The 15,845-nt window shown below is 61.9% G+C and carries 22 protein-coding genes; 7 read left to right on the forward strand and 15 right to left on the reverse strand.

The window, feature by feature from the left end; genetic code table 11:
- Nucleotides 1–7: 7 nt before the first annotated feature.
- Nucleotides 8–1,231 (reverse strand): dihydroorotase, encoded by a 1,224-nt coding sequence (locus ACZ5U1_RS01615; protein ID WP_464779085.1) that lies wholly within the window; start codon nucleotides 1,229–1,231, stop codon nucleotides 8–10.
- The gene (locus tag ACZ5U1_RS01620) at nucleotides 1,228–2,223 is read right to left on the reverse strand and encodes an aspartate carbamoyltransferase catalytic subunit (protein ID WP_464779086.1); all 996 of its coding nucleotides are present in this window, start codon (nucleotides 2,221–2,223) and stop codon (nucleotides 1,228–1,230) included. Before ACZ5U1_RS01620 ends, ACZ5U1_RS01615 begins: the two co-directional genes overlap by 4 nt.
- 81 nt (nucleotides 2,224–2,304) lie before the next feature.
- Here ACZ5U1_RS01620 and ACZ5U1_RS01625 point away from each other — a divergent pair, with 81 nt between their 5' ends.
- Nucleotides 2,305–2,736, forward strand: a complete 432-nt coding sequence (locus ACZ5U1_RS01625; RefSeq protein WP_464779087.1) for a DUF488 domain-containing protein — start codon at nucleotides 2,305–2,307, stop codon at nucleotides 2,734–2,736.
- Nucleotides 2,737–2,740: 4 nt separating this feature from the next.
- Here ACZ5U1_RS01625 and ACZ5U1_RS01630 read toward each other — a convergent pair whose 3' ends face one another.
- The 4 genes from ACZ5U1_RS01630 to ACZ5U1_RS01645 are packed head-to-tail and all read right to left on the reverse strand — an operon-like array spanning nucleotide 2,741 to nucleotide 6,938.
- Entirely contained in the window at nucleotides 2,741–3,499 is a 759-nt protein-coding gene (locus tag ACZ5U1_RS01630; RefSeq protein WP_464779935.1) for a TIGR02186 family protein, read from the reverse strand.
- 2 nt (nucleotides 3,500–3,501) lie between these two features.
- The gene (locus ACZ5U1_RS01635) at nucleotides 3,502–4,416 is read right to left on the reverse strand and encodes a sulfite exporter TauE/SafE family protein (RefSeq protein WP_464779088.1); all 915 of its coding nucleotides are present in this window, start codon (nucleotides 4,414–4,416) and stop codon (nucleotides 3,502–3,504) included.
- 60 nt (nucleotides 4,417–4,476) lie between these two features.
- Nucleotides 4,477–5,544: a hypothetical protein gene (locus tag ACZ5U1_RS01640; RefSeq protein ID WP_464779089.1), complete on the reverse strand. Its 1,068-nt coding sequence runs from the start codon at nucleotides 5,542–5,544 to the stop codon at nucleotides 4,477–4,479.
- A gap of 8 nt (nucleotides 5,545–5,552) precedes the next feature.
- On the reverse strand, nucleotides 5,553–6,938 hold the full coding sequence (locus ACZ5U1_RS01645; protein WP_464779090.1) for a glycosyl transferase family protein: 1,386 nt from the start codon (nucleotides 6,936–6,938) through the stop codon (nucleotides 5,553–5,555).
- A 272-nt stretch (nucleotides 6,939–7,210) separates the two neighbouring features.
- Here ACZ5U1_RS01645 and ACZ5U1_RS01650 point away from each other — a divergent pair, with 272 nt between their 5' ends.
- A complete protein-coding gene (locus ACZ5U1_RS01650; protein ID WP_464779091.1) occupies nucleotides 7,211–7,390 on the forward strand; it encodes a hypothetical protein in 180 nt (59 codons plus the stop codon).
- A gap of 15 nt (nucleotides 7,391–7,405) precedes the next feature.
- Here the strand turns inward: ACZ5U1_RS01650 and ACZ5U1_RS01655 are convergent, their stop codons facing one another.
- Nucleotides 7,406–7,804, reverse strand: a complete 399-nt coding sequence (locus ACZ5U1_RS01655) for a low affinity iron permease family protein (protein WP_464779092.1) — start codon at nucleotides 7,802–7,804, stop codon at nucleotides 7,406–7,408.
- Nucleotides 7,805–7,865: 61 nt separating this feature from the next.
- Here ACZ5U1_RS01655 and ACZ5U1_RS01660 point away from each other — a divergent pair, with 61 nt between their 5' ends.
- The 4 genes from ACZ5U1_RS01660 to ACZ5U1_RS01675 all read left to right on the forward strand — a co-directional run bounded on the left by ACZ5U1_RS01660 (nucleotide 7,866) and on the right by ACZ5U1_RS01675 (nucleotide 11,324).
- Entirely contained in the window at nucleotides 7,866–8,198 is a 333-nt protein-coding gene (locus tag ACZ5U1_RS01660; protein ID WP_464779093.1) for a hypothetical protein, read from the forward strand.
- A gap of 142 nt (nucleotides 8,199–8,340) precedes the next feature.
- Complete coding sequence (gene sucC / locus ACZ5U1_RS01665) at nucleotides 8,341–9,540, forward strand: ADP-forming succinate--CoA ligase subunit beta (protein WP_464779094.1); 1,200 nt, start codon at nucleotides 8,341–8,343, stop codon at nucleotides 9,538–9,540.
- 108 nt (nucleotides 9,541–9,648) lie between these two features.
- Nucleotides 9,649–10,398, forward strand: coding sequence for an electron transfer flavoprotein subunit beta/FixA family protein (locus tag ACZ5U1_RS01670; RefSeq protein ID WP_464779095.1), 750 nt, complete (start codon nucleotides 9,649–9,651; stop codon nucleotides 10,396–10,398).
- Nucleotides 10,395–11,324 carry an electron transfer flavoprotein subunit alpha/FixB family protein gene (locus ACZ5U1_RS01675; protein ID WP_464779096.1) on the forward strand — a complete coding sequence of 310 codons (930 nt, stop codon included), beginning with the start codon at nucleotides 10,395–10,397 and terminating at the stop codon, nucleotides 11,322–11,324. The genes ACZ5U1_RS01670 and ACZ5U1_RS01675 overlap by 4 nt, the downstream gene beginning before the upstream one ends.
- Before the next feature lie 65 nt (nucleotides 11,325–11,389).
- Here ACZ5U1_RS01675 and ACZ5U1_RS01680 read toward each other — a convergent pair whose 3' ends face one another.
- The 8 genes from ACZ5U1_RS01680 to relB form a co-directional block, all read right to left on the reverse strand.
- The gene (locus tag ACZ5U1_RS01680; RefSeq protein WP_464779097.1) at nucleotides 11,390–11,728 is read right to left on the reverse strand and encodes a glycine zipper 2TM domain-containing protein; all 339 of its coding nucleotides are present in this window, start codon (nucleotides 11,726–11,728) and stop codon (nucleotides 11,390–11,392) included.
- Between the two features lie 215 nt (nucleotides 11,729–11,943).
- Complete coding sequence (locus ACZ5U1_RS01685; RefSeq protein ID WP_464779098.1) at nucleotides 11,944–12,183, reverse strand: hypothetical protein; 240 nt, start codon at nucleotides 12,181–12,183, stop codon at nucleotides 11,944–11,946.
- Nucleotides 12,184–12,441: 258 nt separating this feature from the next.
- Nucleotides 12,442–12,651 carry a hypothetical protein gene (locus ACZ5U1_RS01690; RefSeq protein ID WP_464779099.1) on the reverse strand — a complete coding sequence of 70 codons (210 nt, stop codon included), beginning with the start codon at nucleotides 12,649–12,651 and terminating at the stop codon, nucleotides 12,442–12,444.
- A gap of 64 nt (nucleotides 12,652–12,715) precedes the next feature.
- Complete coding sequence (locus ACZ5U1_RS01695) at nucleotides 12,716–12,928, reverse strand: cold-shock protein (RefSeq protein ID WP_449471421.1); 213 nt, start codon at nucleotides 12,926–12,928, stop codon at nucleotides 12,716–12,718.
- Between the two features lie 415 nt (nucleotides 12,929–13,343).
- Nucleotides 13,344–14,306, reverse strand: coding sequence for a hypothetical protein (locus ACZ5U1_RS01700; RefSeq protein ID WP_464779100.1), 963 nt, complete (start codon nucleotides 14,304–14,306; stop codon nucleotides 13,344–13,346).
- A gap of 97 nt (nucleotides 14,307–14,403) precedes the next feature.
- Nucleotides 14,404–14,583: a hypothetical protein gene (locus ACZ5U1_RS01705; protein ID WP_464779101.1), complete on the reverse strand. Its 180-nt coding sequence runs from the start codon at nucleotides 14,581–14,583 to the stop codon at nucleotides 14,404–14,406.
- 22 nt (nucleotides 14,584–14,605) lie between these two features.
- Nucleotides 14,606–14,884 (reverse strand): type II toxin-antitoxin system RelE/ParE family toxin, encoded by a 279-nt coding sequence (locus tag ACZ5U1_RS01710; protein WP_464779102.1) that lies wholly within the window; start codon nucleotides 14,882–14,884, stop codon nucleotides 14,606–14,608.
- The gene (gene relB, locus ACZ5U1_RS01715) at nucleotides 14,881–15,051 is read right to left on the reverse strand and encodes a type II toxin-antitoxin system RelB family antitoxin (RefSeq protein WP_464779103.1); all 171 of its coding nucleotides are present in this window, start codon (nucleotides 15,049–15,051) and stop codon (nucleotides 14,881–14,883) included. The genes ACZ5U1_RS01710 and relB overlap by 4 nt, the downstream gene beginning before the upstream one ends.
- A 110-nt stretch (nucleotides 15,052–15,161) precedes the next feature.
- Between relB and ACZ5U1_RS01720 the strand changes: the two genes are divergently transcribed.
- Nucleotides 15,162–15,770, forward strand: coding sequence for a BRCT domain-containing protein (locus ACZ5U1_RS01720; RefSeq protein ID WP_464779104.1), 609 nt, complete (start codon nucleotides 15,162–15,164; stop codon nucleotides 15,768–15,770).
- Nucleotides 15,771–15,845 lie beyond the last annotated feature (75 nt).

A 15,845-nucleotide genomic window follows, 5' to 3' on the forward strand; every position in this document is an offset into this window, starting at 1 on the left:
GGAAACTTTAGAGGAAAATGCCGCCCTTCATCACGCGGCGGGTGCGGCCCTGTACCGGCATCCGATCGAAGGGCGTGTTGCCCGCCTGCGCCGCCATTTTTGCAGAATCTATGATCCATGGCGCATCGGGATCGATGAAGATGAGGTCGGCGGCGCTACCGGCCGCGAAGCTTCCTGCATCGACGCCCAATATGCGGGCAGGATTGGCGCTGAGCAGCGTCATCAGCCGCGTCATCGACAGATGTCCTTCTCGGACGAGGTTCAACGACAGGGCAAGCAATGTTTCGGCTCCGGCCATGCCGGGAGAAGCGTCGGCAAAGGGTAACCTCTTATCCTCGGGGCCACGGGGATCGTGACTGGAGGTGATCACATCGACCGTGCCGTCGGCGACCGCGACGATCGAGGCCTTGCGGTCATCCTCCGACCTTAACGGCGGCGACAGTCGCGCGAAGGTGCGGAAGTTGGTGACGGCATTGTCGGCAAGGTAAAGATAGGCCGGGCTGATCCCGCAGGTGACCCTTACGCCCTCCGCCTTTGCCGCGCGTATCAGGTCAAAGCCCGCCTTTGTCGTCACGAGCCGGAAGTGGATGGCGGCGCCCGTTTCCTTCGCCAGCATGAGGTCGCGCGCGATCGCGATTGCTTCGGCGCAGGCCGGTGCGTGGGGCAGGCCCAGCCGGGTCGCCGTTTCGCCGCTGGTTGCGACTGCCTTGCCCGCGAGGCCGCTGTCCTCGGCATGCGTGATGACCGTCAGGCCGAGGCCGGAGGCATAGGCGAGTACCCGCATCATCACGCCTGAATCCGCTATCCATTGGCGTCCGGTGGCAACAGCCTTGGCACCCGCTGCCTGCATCATGCCGATTTCCGCCAGCTCACCCCCTTTGAGGCCCCGCGTGGCGGCAGCGATCGGATGGACCCAGAAATCGGGCTTTCCCGCGCGCGCGGCCTGACGGATGAGGCCAGCCTCATCTAGCGGGGAGGACTGGTCGGGCATCAGGGCGGCCCGCGTGATCCCGCCGAAGTGGAAGGCGGGCTTGTCGGTAGCGAACACGCCCAGATCGATGAGGCCCGGTGCCACCACCAGCCCGGCGGCATCGATCTTTTCCGCGTCGTCCGGCATATCGACATTGCCCGAGGCGATGATCCGGTCGCCTTCGATCAGGATCGCACCAGTGTGGACGTCGCGGGCAGCGGGGTCGGCCAGCTTCGCGTTGATGATGGCAAGCTTGCTCATGCCCAACCCTCCACACCGCGCGCGCCACGGGTCAGCACATCCAGGCAGGCCATGCGGATGGCGACGCCCATTTCCACCTGTTCGGTGATGGCGGAACGGTTCGGATCATCGGCCACCACGCTCGATATCTCGACACCGCGGTTCATGGGGCCGGGGTGCATGACCAATGCGTCCGGCTTGGCTATGGCAAGCCGCTCGGGCGTCAGGCCGTAAAGCATGTGATATTCGCGAGGCGAGGGGATGAAGGCGCCGTCCATCCGTTCATTCTGAAGGCGCAACATCATCACGACATCGGCGCCATCCAACCCTTCGTCCATCCGATTATAGGGCGTGGCGCCCAGCATCTCCACCTCGGGCGGCATCAAGGTCGGTGGCGCGACGGCGCGAACCTGCGCGCCCAAAGCCGCGAGGCAGAGCATGTTGGAGCGCGCGACGCGGCTATGCAGCACATCCCCGCAAATCGCGACGATAAGACCCTCAAACCCTCCCTTGCGGCGGCGGATGGTGAGGGCGTCCAGCAGGGCCTGGGTCGGATGTTGGTGCCAGCCATCGCCAGCATTGAGGACCGGGCAGTCCACCATGTCCGAGATCAGGGCAACAGCGCCCGAACTGGCATGACGGATGACAATAACGTCGGCGGCCATGGCGTTGAGCGTCATCGCCGTGTCGATCAGGGTCTCCCCCTTCTTTACGCTCGACTGCCCGGCATGCATGTTCACAACGTCGGCGCCCAGACGCTTGCCCGCAATCTCGAACGACAGCAGGGTGCGGGTACTGTTTTCGAAGAAGGCGTTGATTTGCGTCATTCCTGCCAGGCGGTCGTCATGCTTGCGCGCATTACCCCGGTTGGTTCGCGCCCAATGTTCCGCCTCATCCAGGAGGAAGCGGATTTCCCAAGGCTTCAGGTCGGCGATGGAGAGAAGATGCCGATGCGGAAACAACGCCCGGCCGGTCAGGTCGGACGAGGCGGGGGGAACGGTTATGTCGGGCATGAACGGACCCTTTAGGCGAGGGCAGGAAAGAGGGCAAGTCGGGAAGCTTGGAAGTTCCGTCCGCTTTCCTATCTGCATGGGATGCGGATTTTCACGATCGGGTATGAAGGGGCTACGCAAGGCGAGCTGATAGCGGCGCTGAGGGACGCGGGCGTCAAGCTGCTGGCGGACATAAGGGCGGTTCCGCTGTCGCGACGGCCGGGCTTTTCCAAGAACATTCTGGCGGCGGGGTTGAAGGAGGCCGGGATCGATTATGTCGGGCTGAAGGCGCTGGGTACGCCCGCCGAGGGTCGGGAGGCGGCTCGCAAGGGCAATCATGCGAAACTTCGGGAGACTTATTCGGGGCAACTCGACCTTCCGGAAGCTATCGTCCAGGCGGAACAGTTGCGTGATATGGCGCGGGAGCGGCCCACGGCTTTGCTGTGTTTTGAGCGGGAGGCGGACGGATGCCATCGCTCCCTATTGCTGGAATATCTTTTCCCGGATGACGAGCGTGTGGACCTGAAGCCCTGAACCGTCAGAATCGCCGCGCGACGGCTCCAGCGGTCCAGCCCATGCCGACCGCCAGCAAAATGGCGGTAAGGCCGTACAAGAAGGACCATCGTTCGGCGGCGACCGCCATAAAACGTTCGAACCCCGATTTGCGGATGGTGATGTCGCGCACGGCGGCGGCAACGACCCGCCCATCCTGCACGAGGAAGGTTTCCGCTGTATAATCGCCGACGATGACGCGCGCGGGGAGCGGGATGCGTGCCCGGTATAACACTCCATCGGTGATCTCCACCGAGCCGGGCCTTTCGGCGAACAATCCCGATCGTTCACGCAGATCGATCAACCCGGCCTGGAAGCGATCAAGCTCGGCGCTGTCATTGAGAGAGGACGGGGACAGTTGCAACTTGTCCACGCCCAGCTCGTAAATGGCTGCCGTCCGTTCATCGACAACATTGGCGATTGGACGGGAAGAGGCGACCGCATAAAAGCTGGGTGCGGAGCGGAAGCGGGCGCTGTCCGCATTGACCCAGATGCCAGCGACCTTTTGTTTTTCGCGCATGGTGATGGACTGGTCGGGACCTTTCAGCACGACCAATATGTCTGCGGCTTTGCTGGGCCGACGACCGTCGGGATAGACGATCGCTCCAAACAGCAGGAGGTCGGCGCCGGTGAAGCTGTACTGGATTTCCACTTCCCGTTGCGAGACGTCGGGGACTAGCGTCGGCTCCCCTGCCGCGCCAAGCAATGTGGAGAGGGGGAGGAGAAGAGCGAGACGGGCGCGCAGGCTCAACGCACTTCCACCGTGTAAATCTCATCCGGGCGGAAGCCGAGACCCAACGCCATGCGCGCGGCGACCAGCAGCACGATCACGGACAATAATATACGCAGATATTCGGGGCGAACGGTCATCGAGATGCGGGTGCCGATCTGCGCGCCCGTCACGCTGCCGACTAGAAGCAGCAACGCGAGGACAAGATCGACTGCCTTCGTGGTCATGGCGTGCATCATCGTCGTTGCCATGGTGACGAACAATATCTGAAACAGCGAAGTGCCCACCACCGACTGGGTGGTCATGCCAAGCAGGTATAGCATCGCGGGCACAAGGATGAAGCCGCCGCCGACGCCCAGCAGGGTCGTCAGTATCCCCGTCGCAACACCGAGCAGCAATGGCGCGAGGGGAGAGATATAGAGCCCCGAGCGATAGAAGCGCCACCGCATCGGCAGCGCAGCGACCAAGGGGTGATGGCGGCGCTTGCGGGCCTGCATGCGTTTGCCTGTCTTCAACATGACAAGGGCCTGAACGGATTCCTTGGCCATCAAAATGCCGATGCCGCCGAGCATCAGGACATAAAGGATGCCGATCGCCGTATCGATCTGCCCTATGGACTGGAGCAGCCGAAACAGCAGCACGCCGATGCCTGCCCCAATCACGCCGCCGCCGATCAGAACGCCGCCCATCCGGAAATCGACGGTGCCCCTCGCCATGTGAGTGACGACCCCCGATACGCTGGCACCAGTTACCTGGGACGCGGCGGATGCGGCCGCCACGGTTGGCGGAATGCCGTAGAATATCAGCAGGGGCGTGGTCAGGAAGCCGCCGCCGACGCCGAACATGCCGGAGAGCAGGCCGACCACACCACCCAGGGCAATGATCACCAGCGCGTTCACCGACAGATTGGCGATGGGCAGGTAGAGATCCATGTGCCTACAGGGTTAGGCCGAATGGATGGCAAGATAAAGGCGCCGCGTCTCCGCTCCGCGTTAAAAATCCGCGCCAAGGGTGAGAGTGAGGCCGGATGAGGGCGATGCTTCTCCCGCTACGCGTCCCCGCCATTCGATGCTGAGCCGCGATGCGACGCGGGGGAGTGGCAGACGGACCTGAACCTCCGGCCCGATATCAACGCGCTCCACCCGTGGCTGCGCGCCTCCCGATACGCTGAGGCCGGTGCGTACTGGCGTCCCCGATATGGGCGTGAGCAGGGACAGTTTGCCGTCAGCGAACAGGTCGCGCCGGTTGAACCCGACCAGACCGGCCTGCCCATAAGCCTCCGCTTCCAATTCACCCAGAATTGGAGTGGGACCGAAACCGCCTACCGCAAACACCGCATTGGCATTGCGTGCGCCATCTCCCAGGGAGATCCGGCGCTCCGCCGCGATGGAGACCGGAATTGATCTGGAAGGTTGCCAAGCTATCCCGGCGGCAGCGTCAGGCGAGGCGGGGCGATTGAAGGCGCGGCTCACGCGGCCATAGAGGGCGGCGCGGCCGGTGCTGGCTGGCGTCAGATCATAATCGAGCCGGAGCCCCGCTTGCGACCCGCCGAGCCTGCCGCCCGTGACAAGATCCTGCGGATTTGCGCTGCCGTCGCGCCAGAGGAGCCACAGGCTGCCGCGCCAGCGGCGCACTTTGGTGCCGTTCGAGGGCGTTAGCGACCATGCGGGCGGGGCGGGCTGAACAAAGGTGGATGGTCTGCGGCTCTCAGCGGCTTCTGCGATTTCCCGATCGAAAGTCACTAACGTGTCTTCAGGCTCGTCCGTGGCGCCCTGAGGCGAAGTGGTAGAGGCAGGGATAATGCCGTTTTTCGGCCCTGCGGCGAAGACGTTCTTTGCGGGCCATTTGGCGACACGCAATTGGGCTGACGGGGCGACAACCGGCACAACCTTTGGTGGAGGAGATCCCATCAGCTGTGCTGTCGCAACCGGGATCGGTCGTGGCAGCAAGGGCGCGACGGCGCTTCCTCCAAACAAGGCGCTTGCGACCCGGATAATCACCCAGCCGGTCATAAGCACCAGGAAAAAGCGGACCGGCCGTCCGCTGGCGCTGTTGGTCATGTTGATCTTTAAAGCTGGGGGAAGCGATGCTGCGTCTTGTCCCAGACCAGCGGCTTTCCGAACAGGGAGCGGAGGTAGAGGAACACCGCGCGGCGGGCCGCAAGCATCGCAATCAGATTGGCGAGAATGGAACGGGGGATCGCGCCGATCCCATAAATCCATCCGTAGCTGCGGCCGACGAAAATGGCCCGCATCGCGGCGCGCCAGGTCATGAAAGCGAAGTTCAGCCAGAGCAGCAATTCGACGAACGGGGATGGCTGGTAAGCGGTTTCGAGGCCGAACCAGCTTGCCATGAAAAGCAAGCCCCAAAGCAGAAAGGCGACGTAAGCCGCGAAGAGAACAAAAGCGGCGATCGCCGCGCGCCGGTCACGGATGCGCATCCACCATTCGGTGGGGCCGCCCTGCCAGCCCATGCGGTCCCAACCAGCAAGCGAAATTCCGACCATCCAGCGGGCTTTCTGGCGGACGGCGCCGTCCAGGCTGTCCGGAAAATATTCACGCGTGGCGACAAGCTCGCCTGCGGCATCGCGCATCCGCACGAAAACGCCGCGCCCGCCCATATTCTTGATCCGAAGGCCGACTTCATAATCTTCCGTGAGGGAAGCGGGGTCGAACGGACCCCCGTTCGCCGGATTGACGAGCCGTTCAAGTGTCAGTCGTTCGAATGCGCAGGCAACTCCGGCGGACGGAACCGACGCACCCATAGCTTCGCGGATCGTCAAATATTTCCCATGGCTCTCGGCGAACTCGTCGCAATAATGATTGGCGATGGAGCGTGCCCACCAACCGCCTTCTCCGGTGAGTGGAAGAACCGGCAACTGAACCAGTTGGAAACGATCGATCATCACATCGAACAGCCGGACTTCGTCGGCATGGACGACATCTTCGGCGTCATGCAAGACTATGGCCTTGAACATTCTGCCGACGCGCGCCTCCTCTTCCTGCATGGCGCGCCAGAGGAGGTTGAGACAGTCCGCCTTGGTCGTGGGACCCGGGCGGTCGTTGATACAGACGACGAGACGATCGTCCTGGTCCGCGATCGCGTTGACGGCCGCCAAGGTGGCAAGATCATTGGGATAGACACCGACGAAAATGCGATAGTCGCCGACAGACCATTGATTGAGCGCATTGCGCAACATCGGGCCGATCACGTCCGCTTCACCCCAGGCGGGAACGAAGATGCCTATCTTGCCAGGCTTTGAAGAGGCGGGCAGCGTGGCCGTCGTCATCCGTGTGTGGCGAGAATAGACCGCTATGTTTCGCCACCAGCGGCGGCCCAGGAACAGGACATCCACGAGAAAATCGTCGATCCCGCCAATGGCCAGTCCCACCACGGCGAACAATAAAATCTCATGATAGATAATCGCCAGAACCGCCGTCAGCGATTGCGCCATGTTGAAATGCCCCCTGCAAGCCGAGGCGCATTGGCAAATTACCATGGGATTTCATAGCCCTCGTGCATATTTTTTGCGCAGGGCGGAAAGCTTTGGCTATTCACTGAAGGCTCCGAACGGGCGCGATTTCCGTCAAGTTGCTCCAGCAGTGCGTTGGATGGAATGGCCTCGCTGACGCGGCGGTGCTAACATCTCTACTGCCGGAAAGACGACTCGTCTAAAGAGTCGCGGCACCCCAACCAGTCTCATCAACGATAGGTAGGAGGGCTTGAATGACCGGAGATATGGATGTCAATTACCTCCTGCACAGGCAGCAGGTATCGTTGATACGAGCACAGATGAGCCATTCCAAAAAGGGGCGTGCCGCCTATGAGGGGCTCGCTCGTGGCTATAGTGACCAGATCGTCGCATATCGCGAGGAGAATGTTCGCCTGGTGAGAACCGCGCACTGATGGCGGCGGCGCTCGTCAGCGCCGCTGAATCAGCCGCTCTATTGACTGGTGGTGGCTTTCTTCGCTGCCATATTCCCTTTCCAGCATAGCTTTCAGGCGATCAAGATCGGTTTCTGTCAGATGTTCGATGCCGATGAAGTCGTTTCGGGCATCGCCGACGGCGCGAATGAGTTCGTCAAGCTTTGCCTGGATCGCCGACCCATCGCGATTTTGAGCGTTCTGGATCAGGAAGACCATGAGAAAGGTCACGATCGTCGTGCCCGTGTTGATGATGAGCTGCCAAGTATCGGAATAATGGAAGATCGGGCCTGTCGCGATCCAGCCGATGATGGTGGCCGACGCCAATATAAACGCCAGAGGCTGCCCGGACCAGCTGGCGACGCGATGCGCGAAGGCTCCGAAAATTTTGTCCATGTCTTGTCCCCGTGGCGGCCCATTTACCCTGTGTTCAGGCTCTGATTGCCATGAAGCGCGCATGACGACCATATCCATTCGCGCCTTTGCGCTCGCTTTGCCTGCCGCTGCTTTGCTGCTGTCTTCCTGCGCGACGGTGTCGCCCGAATCGAAAGCGCGTGCGGGGCTGATCGAGGCGGGGCTTTCGCCGCGGATGGCCGGGTGCATGGCGGAGCGGATGGTGGACCGGCTAAGTCTGGTGCAGCTGCGGCGGTTGCAGTCGTTGGCGTCGCTCCGCAAGTCGCACATGGGGGAGATGACGGTTGATCGATTCCTCTACAAAGTGCGGGCGCTGGAGGATCCGGAGACATTCATGGTGACGAGCAAGGCGGCGATCGTCTGCGCTATTGAATGAAGGAAGTGGTGAATTGAACGCGATTCAGGGAAGTGATTTTGCAATTTTGCAAAGTTGGTTTGCGAAATGAGTCTGGCGTAGCTTCGGCGCCTGTGCTTTAGCCCCTCCAACAGCTTTTCAGGCGAAAGGACGGGCCAGGCCCATGAACATTCACGAATATCAGGCGAAGGAACTGCTGGCGAAATATGGCGCGCCGATCGCCGCCGGTTACGCCGCTTTTTCCGTTGAAGAAGCCGTCGAAGCCGCCAAGAAGCTGCCCGGGCCGCTCTATGTCGTGAAGTCGCAGATCCACGCTGGTGGCCGTGGCAAGGGCAAGTTCAAGGAACTGGCTCCTGAAGCGAAGGGCGGCGTCCGCCTGGCCTTCAACCTGGATGAAGTGAAGGCCCACGCCACCGACATGCTCGGCAACACGCTGGTCACCATCCAGACCGGCGAAGCGGGCAAGCAGGTCAACCGCCTCTACATCACCGACGGCGCCGACATCGCGAAGGAATTCTACCTCGCGCTGCTGGTCGATCGTGGCAGCAGCCGCATCGCCTTCGTCGTATCGACCGAAGGCGGCATGGACATTGAAGAGGTCGCTCATTCGACCCCCGAAAAGATCCACACTTTTACCGTCGATCCCGCAGCTGGTTTCCAGCCGCACCACGGCCGTTCGATCGCTGCCGCTCTGGGTCTGACCGGCGATCAGGCGAAGCAGGCCGCCAAGGTCGCCTCGTCGCTCTACGCCGCGTTCCTGGACACCGACGCCGAGCAGATCGAAGTCAATCCGCTGGCTCTGACCGAACAGGGCAACCTGCTGGTGCTGGACGCCAAGGTTGGCTTCGACGGCAACGCCATGTTCCGTCACAAGGACATCGCCGAACTGCGCGACCTGACCGAGGAAGATCCGGCCGAAGTCGAAGCGAGTGAATATGACCTCGCCTACATCAAGCTGGACGGCAACATCGGTTGCATGGTGAACGGCGCAGGCCTCGCCATGGCGACCATGGACATCATCAAGCTGAACGGCGAATTCCCCGCCAACTTCCTGGACGTCGGTGGCGGCGCTTCCAAGGAAAAGGTGACTGCGGCGTTCAAGATCATCCTGAAGGACCCGGCGGTGAAGGGCATTCTCGTCAACATCTTCGGTGGCATCATGAAGTGCGACATTATTGCCGAGGGCATCGTCGCCGCCGCCAAGGAAGTTGACCTGTCGGTTCCTCTGGTCGTTCGCCTGGAAGGCACGAACGTCCAGCAGGGCAAGGACATTCTGGCCTCGTCCGGCCTCGCCATCGTCCCGGCGGACAATCTGGGAGACGCGGCCAAGAAGATCGTGGCGGAAGTGAGGAAGGCAGCCTGATTTCCAAGCCACTTTAACCGAACACCATGGGGCGCAGGCGGTCTTTAGGGGCCGCCTGCGTCCTTGTCCGCATATGCGGGCGATGGCGTGAAACGAAAGGATGTTGCGATGAAGATCCTTGTGCCCGTGAAGCGGGTCATTGACTATAATGTGAAGCCGCGCGTGAAGGCGGACGGCACGGGCGTCGATCTGGCGAACGTCAAGATGAGCATGAACCCGTTCGACGAGATCGCGGTCGAGGAAGCCATCCGTCTGAAGGAAAAGGGCGTGGCGACCGAGGTCGTCGCGGTGTCGATCGGCGTCGCCAAGGCGCAGGAAACGCTGCGTACGGCGCTGGCGATGGGTGCGGATCGCGCGATCCTGATCCAGACCGACGATGAAGTCGAACCGCTGGGCGTCGCCAAGCTGCTCGCCAAGGTGCAGGAAGAGGAAGGCGCTGGCCTGATCATCCTGGGCAAGCAGGCGATCGATGATGACAGCAACCAGACCGGCCAGATGCTGGCGGCTCTGCTGAACCTGCCGCAGGGCACGTTCGCATCGAAGGTCGAGGTTGAGGGCGACAAGGTCAGCGTGACCCGCGAAGTCGATGGCGGCCTGGAGACGGTGAAGCTGAACATCCCCGCGATCGTCACCACCGACCTGCGCCTCAATGAGCCGCGCTATGCTTCGCTGCCAAACATCATGAAGGCGAAGAGCAAGCCGCTCGCGACGAAGGCGCCCGCCGATTATGGCGTGGATATCTCGCCGCGTCTGGAGACGCTGAAGGTCACCGAGCCCGCCAAGCGTTCGGCTGGCGTCAAGGTTGCCGATGTCGATGAACTGGTCGCGAAGCTCAAGGCTCTGGGAGTTGCAGCATGAAGACTCTGGTATGGGTTGAACATGAGGGCGGCGCCGTCAAGGACGCGACCCTTTCCGCCGTCACCGCCGCTGCGAAGCTGGGTGAAGTGCATCTGCTGGTCGCTGGCGCTGGCGTCGGCGGCGTGGGTGAAGCTGCCGCGAAGATCGCTGGCGTGGGCAAGGTCCATGTCGCTGACGACGCGGCATTTGGTCATGCGCTGGCCGAAAATGTCGCGCCGCTGATCGTCGAACTGATGGGCAGCCATGACGCGTTCGTCGCGCCTGCCACCAGCAACGGCAAGAATATCGCGCCGCGCGTCGCGGCTCTGCTCGATGTCATGCAGATCAGCGACATCCTGTCGGTCGAGAGCGAAAACACTTTCACGCGCCCGATCTATGCGGGCAACGCGATCGCGACCGTCAAGTCTAAGGACGCCAAGAAGGTCATCACCGTGCGCGGCACCGCTTTTGAGAAGGCGGCTCGCGAGGGTGGTTCGGGCGCGGTGGAAGCTGTGGCCTCGACAGGCGACAAGGGTCTGTCGAGCTTCGTTGGCGCTGAGATCGCCAAGCAGGAGCGTCCGGAACTGACTTCGGCCAAGATCATCGTGTCGGGTGGCCGTGCGCTGAAGGATGGGCCGACCTTTGAAGAGGTGATCTATCCGCTGGCGGACAAGCTGGGCGCGGCGGTTGGCGCTTCGCGTGCTGCTGTTGATGCGGGCTATGTGCCGAACGATTATCAGGTCGGGCAGACCGGCAAGATCGTGGCGCCTGAGGTCTATATCGCCGTCGGTATTTCCGGCGCGATCCAGCATCTGGCGGGCATGAAGGACAGCAAGACCATCATCGCCATCAACAAGGACGAGGATGCGCCGATCTTCCAGGTCGCGGACATCGGCCTGGTCGGTGATCTGTTCAAGGTTGTGCCGGAGTTGACTGGCAAGCTGTAAGGCTTCGGAAGTCACATTCCGTAAAGGTAGTGAAGAGGGCGCGGCCGGTGGTCGCGCCCTTTTTCTTATTCGCAGCGGACGCTGCTGCGGTCGATGGCGTTGCCCGCGATTGCGCCGCCGCCTGCGCCGAGGATGGTGCCGAGCGTCTTTGAGCCACCGGGGGCGATGATGTTGCCCAAAACGCCGCCCGCGATTGCGCCGACTATCGTGCCAGTGGTGCCGTCGTTGCGCTTGCAATAATAGCGGCCGTCATTGTCGCGGTAGATATAGTCGTCATCGGTGATCACCCGGCCGTAATAGCCTCCTGCGGGGCGGTTGTAGCCATAGCGGTCGCCGTAGCGATCGGTGGTGCAGGCCGCCAGCGGCAGGGCCAGCAAGGCAGCGGCGATTATCGGGGTGCGCATCAGTCACTCTCCTATTCTTTGGCCCCCCGGTTGCGTAACAACCCTTCAAATCGGGGTAAGTTGCGTGGGCGGAACGGCTTTGTGGAGAGAGGTGAGCAGAAATAGTCCACCCGCCACGGCGCCGCGAAAGGGGGGAAACGCGGGCCGGGCGGGCGGTGGCCAGCGGCCAGAGGGATAAGCCGCCGGATTGGGATTTTAAAAGTGTCGGCCGCGTGTCAGCTGGCGAGGGGCGAGCCCGACGTCGTGTGGCGCGGTTGTGTGGGCGTGATCGCCGGGGGCATGTTGCTGCCGCCGAGGGTGCTGCTGGTGGAGCTGCTGGTGCGGTTCGAGATGTCGTCGCGGGCCTTGTTATAGCGGGTGACGAGGTCTTCTTTGAACTCGGTCAGCTTGCCTTCGTCATACAGCTTTTTGCCGACATAACCTGCGATGGCGCCGAAAATCAGAGTGCGGATCATTGCGTCTAGCTCCTTGCCGGATGTTCCTGTCAGGGTCGCGGAGATAACCGGTCAGGAGGCGTCGGGTTCCGGACGCTTTGGAGTATTCGACAAGATGAGCGGCTGTGGCGATGTGCCGGAGGGGCGGGCCGTCGGGGCGGTGATGTCACAGGGCAGAGCCGCAGGAATCCGCGTGTTTTTCCCGGTGCGTATTTCCCAGCCTTGTCGATCGATCGCCTCGGCAGGGGGCATGACCGGGTGTGCCCGGCCAGCAATGCTTCAGGCGTTGGCAGCGCTGCTTTGTGCAAGCGCGGCGGCTGAGGCAGCTTCGCGGCGGGCGCGGTTGCGGTCGGCGAGGTCCTGGCGTTCGGCCATGGCGAGGAAGGTCGCTTCCGAACGGAGGCACCGGTCGCGGACGTTGGTGAGGGTGGCGGCCTGGGCTTCGTTGCGAGCCTGGGCGGCGAGGGCGCGATAGTCGGGGTGCGTCATAAGCGCTCCTTTGTCAGATAGTGCCCGGGCGCCATGGAAACGGCGCCCGGACGGTCAGCATGGCTTATTCAGCGTGCTGAAGATTTACGGCCGCCATCTTGCCGCGACGATCCTGTTCCAGATCATAGGTCACGCGGTCCTTTTCGCGCAGCGTGGCCAGGCCAGCGCGCTCGACAGCGGTGATGTGGACGAACGCGTCGGGGGTGCCGTCGTCAGGGGCGATGAAGCCATAGCCCTTGTCGGCGTTGAAGAATTTGACGGTTCCGGTGATGCTCATGGTAGTTCCTTCGTTCGTACGGTCTGTCCAGCGTGGACGGACCGGTCGCTAGAGGGGCAGGGAAAGAAGGAAGTTTGGTGCCGCAAAGCGCCGAAAGACCGTCGATTTGCGACTGTAGCCCGGCCTATGTGGGGCTTGGGGGAGGAAATTGCAAGGGCGGGGCGTGTGGAGGCTTGGCGGGAGGGGTTGGAGGGGCTGGTTCCGGTTCGGCCTGGGCTTGTCACGGGACAATCCCCACTTCCGTTCGCCCTGAGCCCTTCGACAGGCTCAGGACAGGCTTGTTGAAGGGCTCTACTTCCTTCTGGGAAGAAGAAGAAGGGAAGGGCTTCGACAAGCTCAGCCCGAACGGAGGTTGGGTTGTAGGGCAGAAGAGACGTACGCCCCGCAGGCTTGCTTGCTCGGCCTGCCCCTCCCATCACCCGGCCTCTTCCAGCGCCGCGAAGCCGAAAAAGGCGTCGCGGGCGCGGGCGGCGGCGGCTTCATAGGGGCGGCGTTGGGCTTCCTCCAGCGCGGACAGGGCTTCGCTTTCCTGTGGGGTCAGGGCGCGTTCGTAAGCGTCTATGTCGTAGATGGTGCCGCTTTCTTCGCCGTCGAAGCCGGGCGGGGCGGGATAGTCGGTGCGCCAGGCTTCGCGCTCCTCATCCCACCATGCGCCGCGCAGGCGGGCGGCGGCTTCGTCGGGTGGAAGGGTGGCGCGATCGACGATTTGAGGGCGAAGTTCACACCGTTCATGAGAGGGGTGGGGATCGGCCTTTTTCCCCTCATGCAGCGCCATGCGCGCGGCGATGAAGAGCGCGGCGGAGGCTCCGGGGGAGAGGGCGGTGGCGGTGGCTTCGATGCTGTCGGACAGGGTGGGATCGGGGAGGGCTTCTTCGCGGCGCTCCGGCGTGGCGGGGTGGGCTGCTTCGGCTTGCTCGGGCGGGCAGAGCATGTCGAGATAGGCGGCGAAATCCTGCGCGACGACGCGGGCGAGGGCGGCGTCGGAGCCCTCCGGCGGGTTGTCGGCCATGCGGTCGAGGCGGGAGAGCATCGACATGGCGAGGCGGTTGTCGTGGCGGTGGCGGGTGATTTCGCCTGCGTCGGCGTCTTTGCGGATCACTTCCTCATGGCCGGTGAGGGCGCGGGCGAGCAGTTCGTCGGCAAGGCGCGCGCGGGCGATGAGGATGGCCGCGTCCCATCCGAGACGAAAGGCCGCGCCGTCGCGGCGGATGCGCAAGGCATAGGCGGCGCGGGTGCTGATCTGCGCGGCGTCGCAGGCGGAGCGGATGATGCCGGTGGCGGCCAGGGTTTCAAGGAAGAGCCGCTGGCGCGCGGGGCTCCAGCCGTCGGCGCGGACTTGATCGGCGGCCGTGGGGAGGGAGGAGAAGTGATAGGACATGGGCGGCAAGCTCCTTTTTATGGGAGGGTTTGCCCGGGAGGGTATAACAGGTGAGGGGTTGTAGGACAGAACAAAATGGGAACGGTGGTGTGAGGGGTTACCAGTTGCCGCCAGCGTCCTTGATGGCTTTGAGCAGCGCCTTTTTGGAGGCGGTGCGGCGGAGGCCGCTGTTGCGGGGTATGTCGGCGTCGGTGATGCCGAGTTCGGCGCGGCGGCGGGCGATGCGGGCGCCAAGTTCGGCCATGTCTATGACGGGGCGCTCGAGTTTGTCGGTCATCGGTGCGCTCCTTGTCGTCCCCTCAAGGATATTGCTGGCGAGCGTGTATGAGGGTGAGCACTTCAATGGCGTGGACAGAGATATTGTAGATGAGAATATAATTTGGATGCACTACCGCCTCACGTGTCCCGGGTATGCGGCCGGGGCGGTGAATATAGGGGTGGTCGGGCAGGCGTTCGGCTGCATAGATTATGGCTTCGTGCAGCCGCTGCGAGGCCGACGGATTACGAACCGAGATATATTCGAGAATGTCGAGCAGATCGGCTTCCGCTTCGTCACTCCAGACGAGGGGAAGGGTCATTTATATTTATCGATGATCGCCTGTGCCTTCGCCATCACCTGATCGTGGGGGATGCGAGGCTTTTTGGAAGCGAGCGCCCTTTCAACCTTGGCGCGCACCCATGCGTCATGGGCGGCGGCATCCTCAGACGTCGCGAACTCGGACTCGATGGGAGTGAACTTAGTCATAGAGGCTATGTATCAGAGATTCGGAATGTCGCAAATGGAGCGGTTGCGGAGGCGGGGGTTGAGAGCAAGTCGAAGTTATGCTGTCATTTGATTTGATCGAGGGGACACCAATGAAGGACGAAGCATTTTACAACAGGGTGAGCGGCGACCGTATTTCGTCTCGTCAAGTCGATGAACTGATCGGCATTTCGCGAGGGCTGGCAGCGGACGGCCAGGTGAATCAGGCTGAAGCTGAGTTTCTGCAGAAATGGCTCGCCGCCAATCTTGGTATCAGCGACCAGCCGGTTATTCGGACGCTTTATGATCGTGTTACAGCGATGCTGCAGGACGGGACGCTTGATGCTGAGGAATCGCGCGATTTGCTCGACACTTTGAACCAGTTTTGCGATCGAGACTTTGAACTGGGTGAAGTTTTGAAATCAACCAGTTTGCCACTTTGTAATCCAGCCCCCGTGATGTCGTTTGAAGACAAAATCTACTGCTTCACCGGGACGTTTAATTTTGGACAACGTAAATACTGTGAAGAGGCGGTGGTAGAACGAGGGGGGCTATGCGGCGGCCTGACAAAGAATACCAATTTTCTTGTGATAGGTCTTTATGCCACGGAATCTTGGAAGCATTCTTCGTTTGGAAATAAGATAATAAAAGCGTGTGATCTTCGTGATTCTGGCTTGCCTATTGCTATAGTGTCAGAAAAGCATTGGGTCACGCACCTGTGAGCGCATCATCTGTGTAACTGGTGGCACTCCTCCTTAATGATTTCCCGCTTTTGTTCCCAATATAACCTATGTATG

Source organism: Sphingobium sp. TomTYG72 (assembly GCF_055394715.1).

Excerpts from the sequence above, each read along its gene's own strand:
- ACZ5U1_RS01635 (WP_464779088.1), bottom strand. The coding sequence starts at position 4,416 with ATGGATCTCTACCTGCCCATCGCCAATCTGTCGGTGAACGCGCTGGTG.
- ACZ5U1_RS01640 (WP_464779089.1), bottom strand. The coding sequence starts at position 5,544 with ATGACCAACAGCGCCAGCGGACGGCCGGTCCGCTTTTTCCTGGTGCTT.
- ACZ5U1_RS01670 (WP_464779095.1), top strand. The coding sequence starts at position 9,649 with ATGAAGATCCTTGTGCCCGTGAAGCGGGTCATTGACTATAATGTGAAG.
- ACZ5U1_RS01615 (WP_464779085.1), bottom strand. The coding sequence starts at position 1,231 with ATGAGCAAGCTTGCCATCATCAACGCGAAGCTGGCCGACCCCGCTGCC.
- ACZ5U1_RS01720 (WP_464779104.1), top strand. The coding sequence starts at position 15,162 with ATGAAGGACGAAGCATTTTACAACAGGGTGAGCGGCGACCGTATTTCG.
- ACZ5U1_RS01675 (WP_464779096.1), top strand. The coding sequence starts at position 10,395 with ATGAAGACTCTGGTATGGGTTGAACATGAGGGCGGCGCCGTCAAGGAC.
- ACZ5U1_RS01620 (WP_464779086.1), bottom strand. The coding sequence starts at position 2,223 with ATGCCCGACATAACCGTTCCCCCCGCCTCGTCCGACCTGACCGGCCGG.
- ACZ5U1_RS01695 (WP_449471421.1), bottom strand. The coding sequence starts at position 12,928 with ATGAGCATCACCGGAACCGTCAAATTCTTCAACGCCGACAAGGGCTAT.
- ACZ5U1_RS01655 (WP_464779092.1), bottom strand. The coding sequence starts at position 7,804 with ATGGACAAAATTTTCGGAGCCTTCGCGCATCGCGTCGCCAGCTGGTCC.
- ACZ5U1_RS01690 (WP_464779099.1), bottom strand. The coding sequence starts at position 12,651 with ATGACGCACCCCGACTATCGCGCCCTCGCCGCCCAGGCTCGCAACGAA.
- relB (WP_464779103.1), bottom strand. The coding sequence starts at position 15,051 with ATGACTAAGTTCACTCCCATCGAGTCCGAGTTCGCGACGTCTGAGGAT.
- ACZ5U1_RS01700 (WP_464779100.1), bottom strand. The coding sequence starts at position 14,306 with ATGTCCTATCACTTCTCCTCCCTCCCCACGGCCGCCGATCAAGTCCGC.
- ACZ5U1_RS01650 (WP_464779091.1), top strand. The coding sequence starts at position 7,211 with ATGACCGGAGATATGGATGTCAATTACCTCCTGCACAGGCAGCAGGTA.
- ACZ5U1_RS01685 (WP_464779098.1), bottom strand. The coding sequence starts at position 12,183 with ATGATCCGCACTCTGATTTTCGGCGCCATCGCAGGTTATGTCGGCAAA.
- ACZ5U1_RS01660 (WP_464779093.1), top strand. The coding sequence starts at position 7,866 with ATGACGACCATATCCATTCGCGCCTTTGCGCTCGCTTTGCCTGCCGCT.
- ACZ5U1_RS01680 (WP_464779097.1), bottom strand. The coding sequence starts at position 11,728 with ATGCGCACCCCGATAATCGCCGCTGCCTTGCTGGCCCTGCCGCTGGCG.
- ACZ5U1_RS01705 (WP_464779101.1), bottom strand. The coding sequence starts at position 14,583 with ATGACCGACAAACTCGAGCGCCCCGTCATAGACATGGCCGAACTTGGC.
- sucC (WP_464779094.1), top strand. The coding sequence starts at position 8,341 with ATGAACATTCACGAATATCAGGCGAAGGAACTGCTGGCGAAATATGGC.
- ACZ5U1_RS01625 (WP_464779087.1), top strand. The coding sequence starts at position 2,305 with ATGCGGATTTTCACGATCGGGTATGAAGGGGCTACGCAAGGCGAGCTG.
- ACZ5U1_RS01710 (WP_464779102.1), bottom strand. The coding sequence starts at position 14,884 with ATGACCCTTCCCCTCGTCTGGAGTGACGAAGCGGAAGCCGATCTGCTC.
- ACZ5U1_RS01645 (WP_464779090.1), bottom strand. The coding sequence starts at position 6,938 with ATGGCGCAATCGCTGACGGCGGTTCTGGCGATTATCTATCATGAGATT.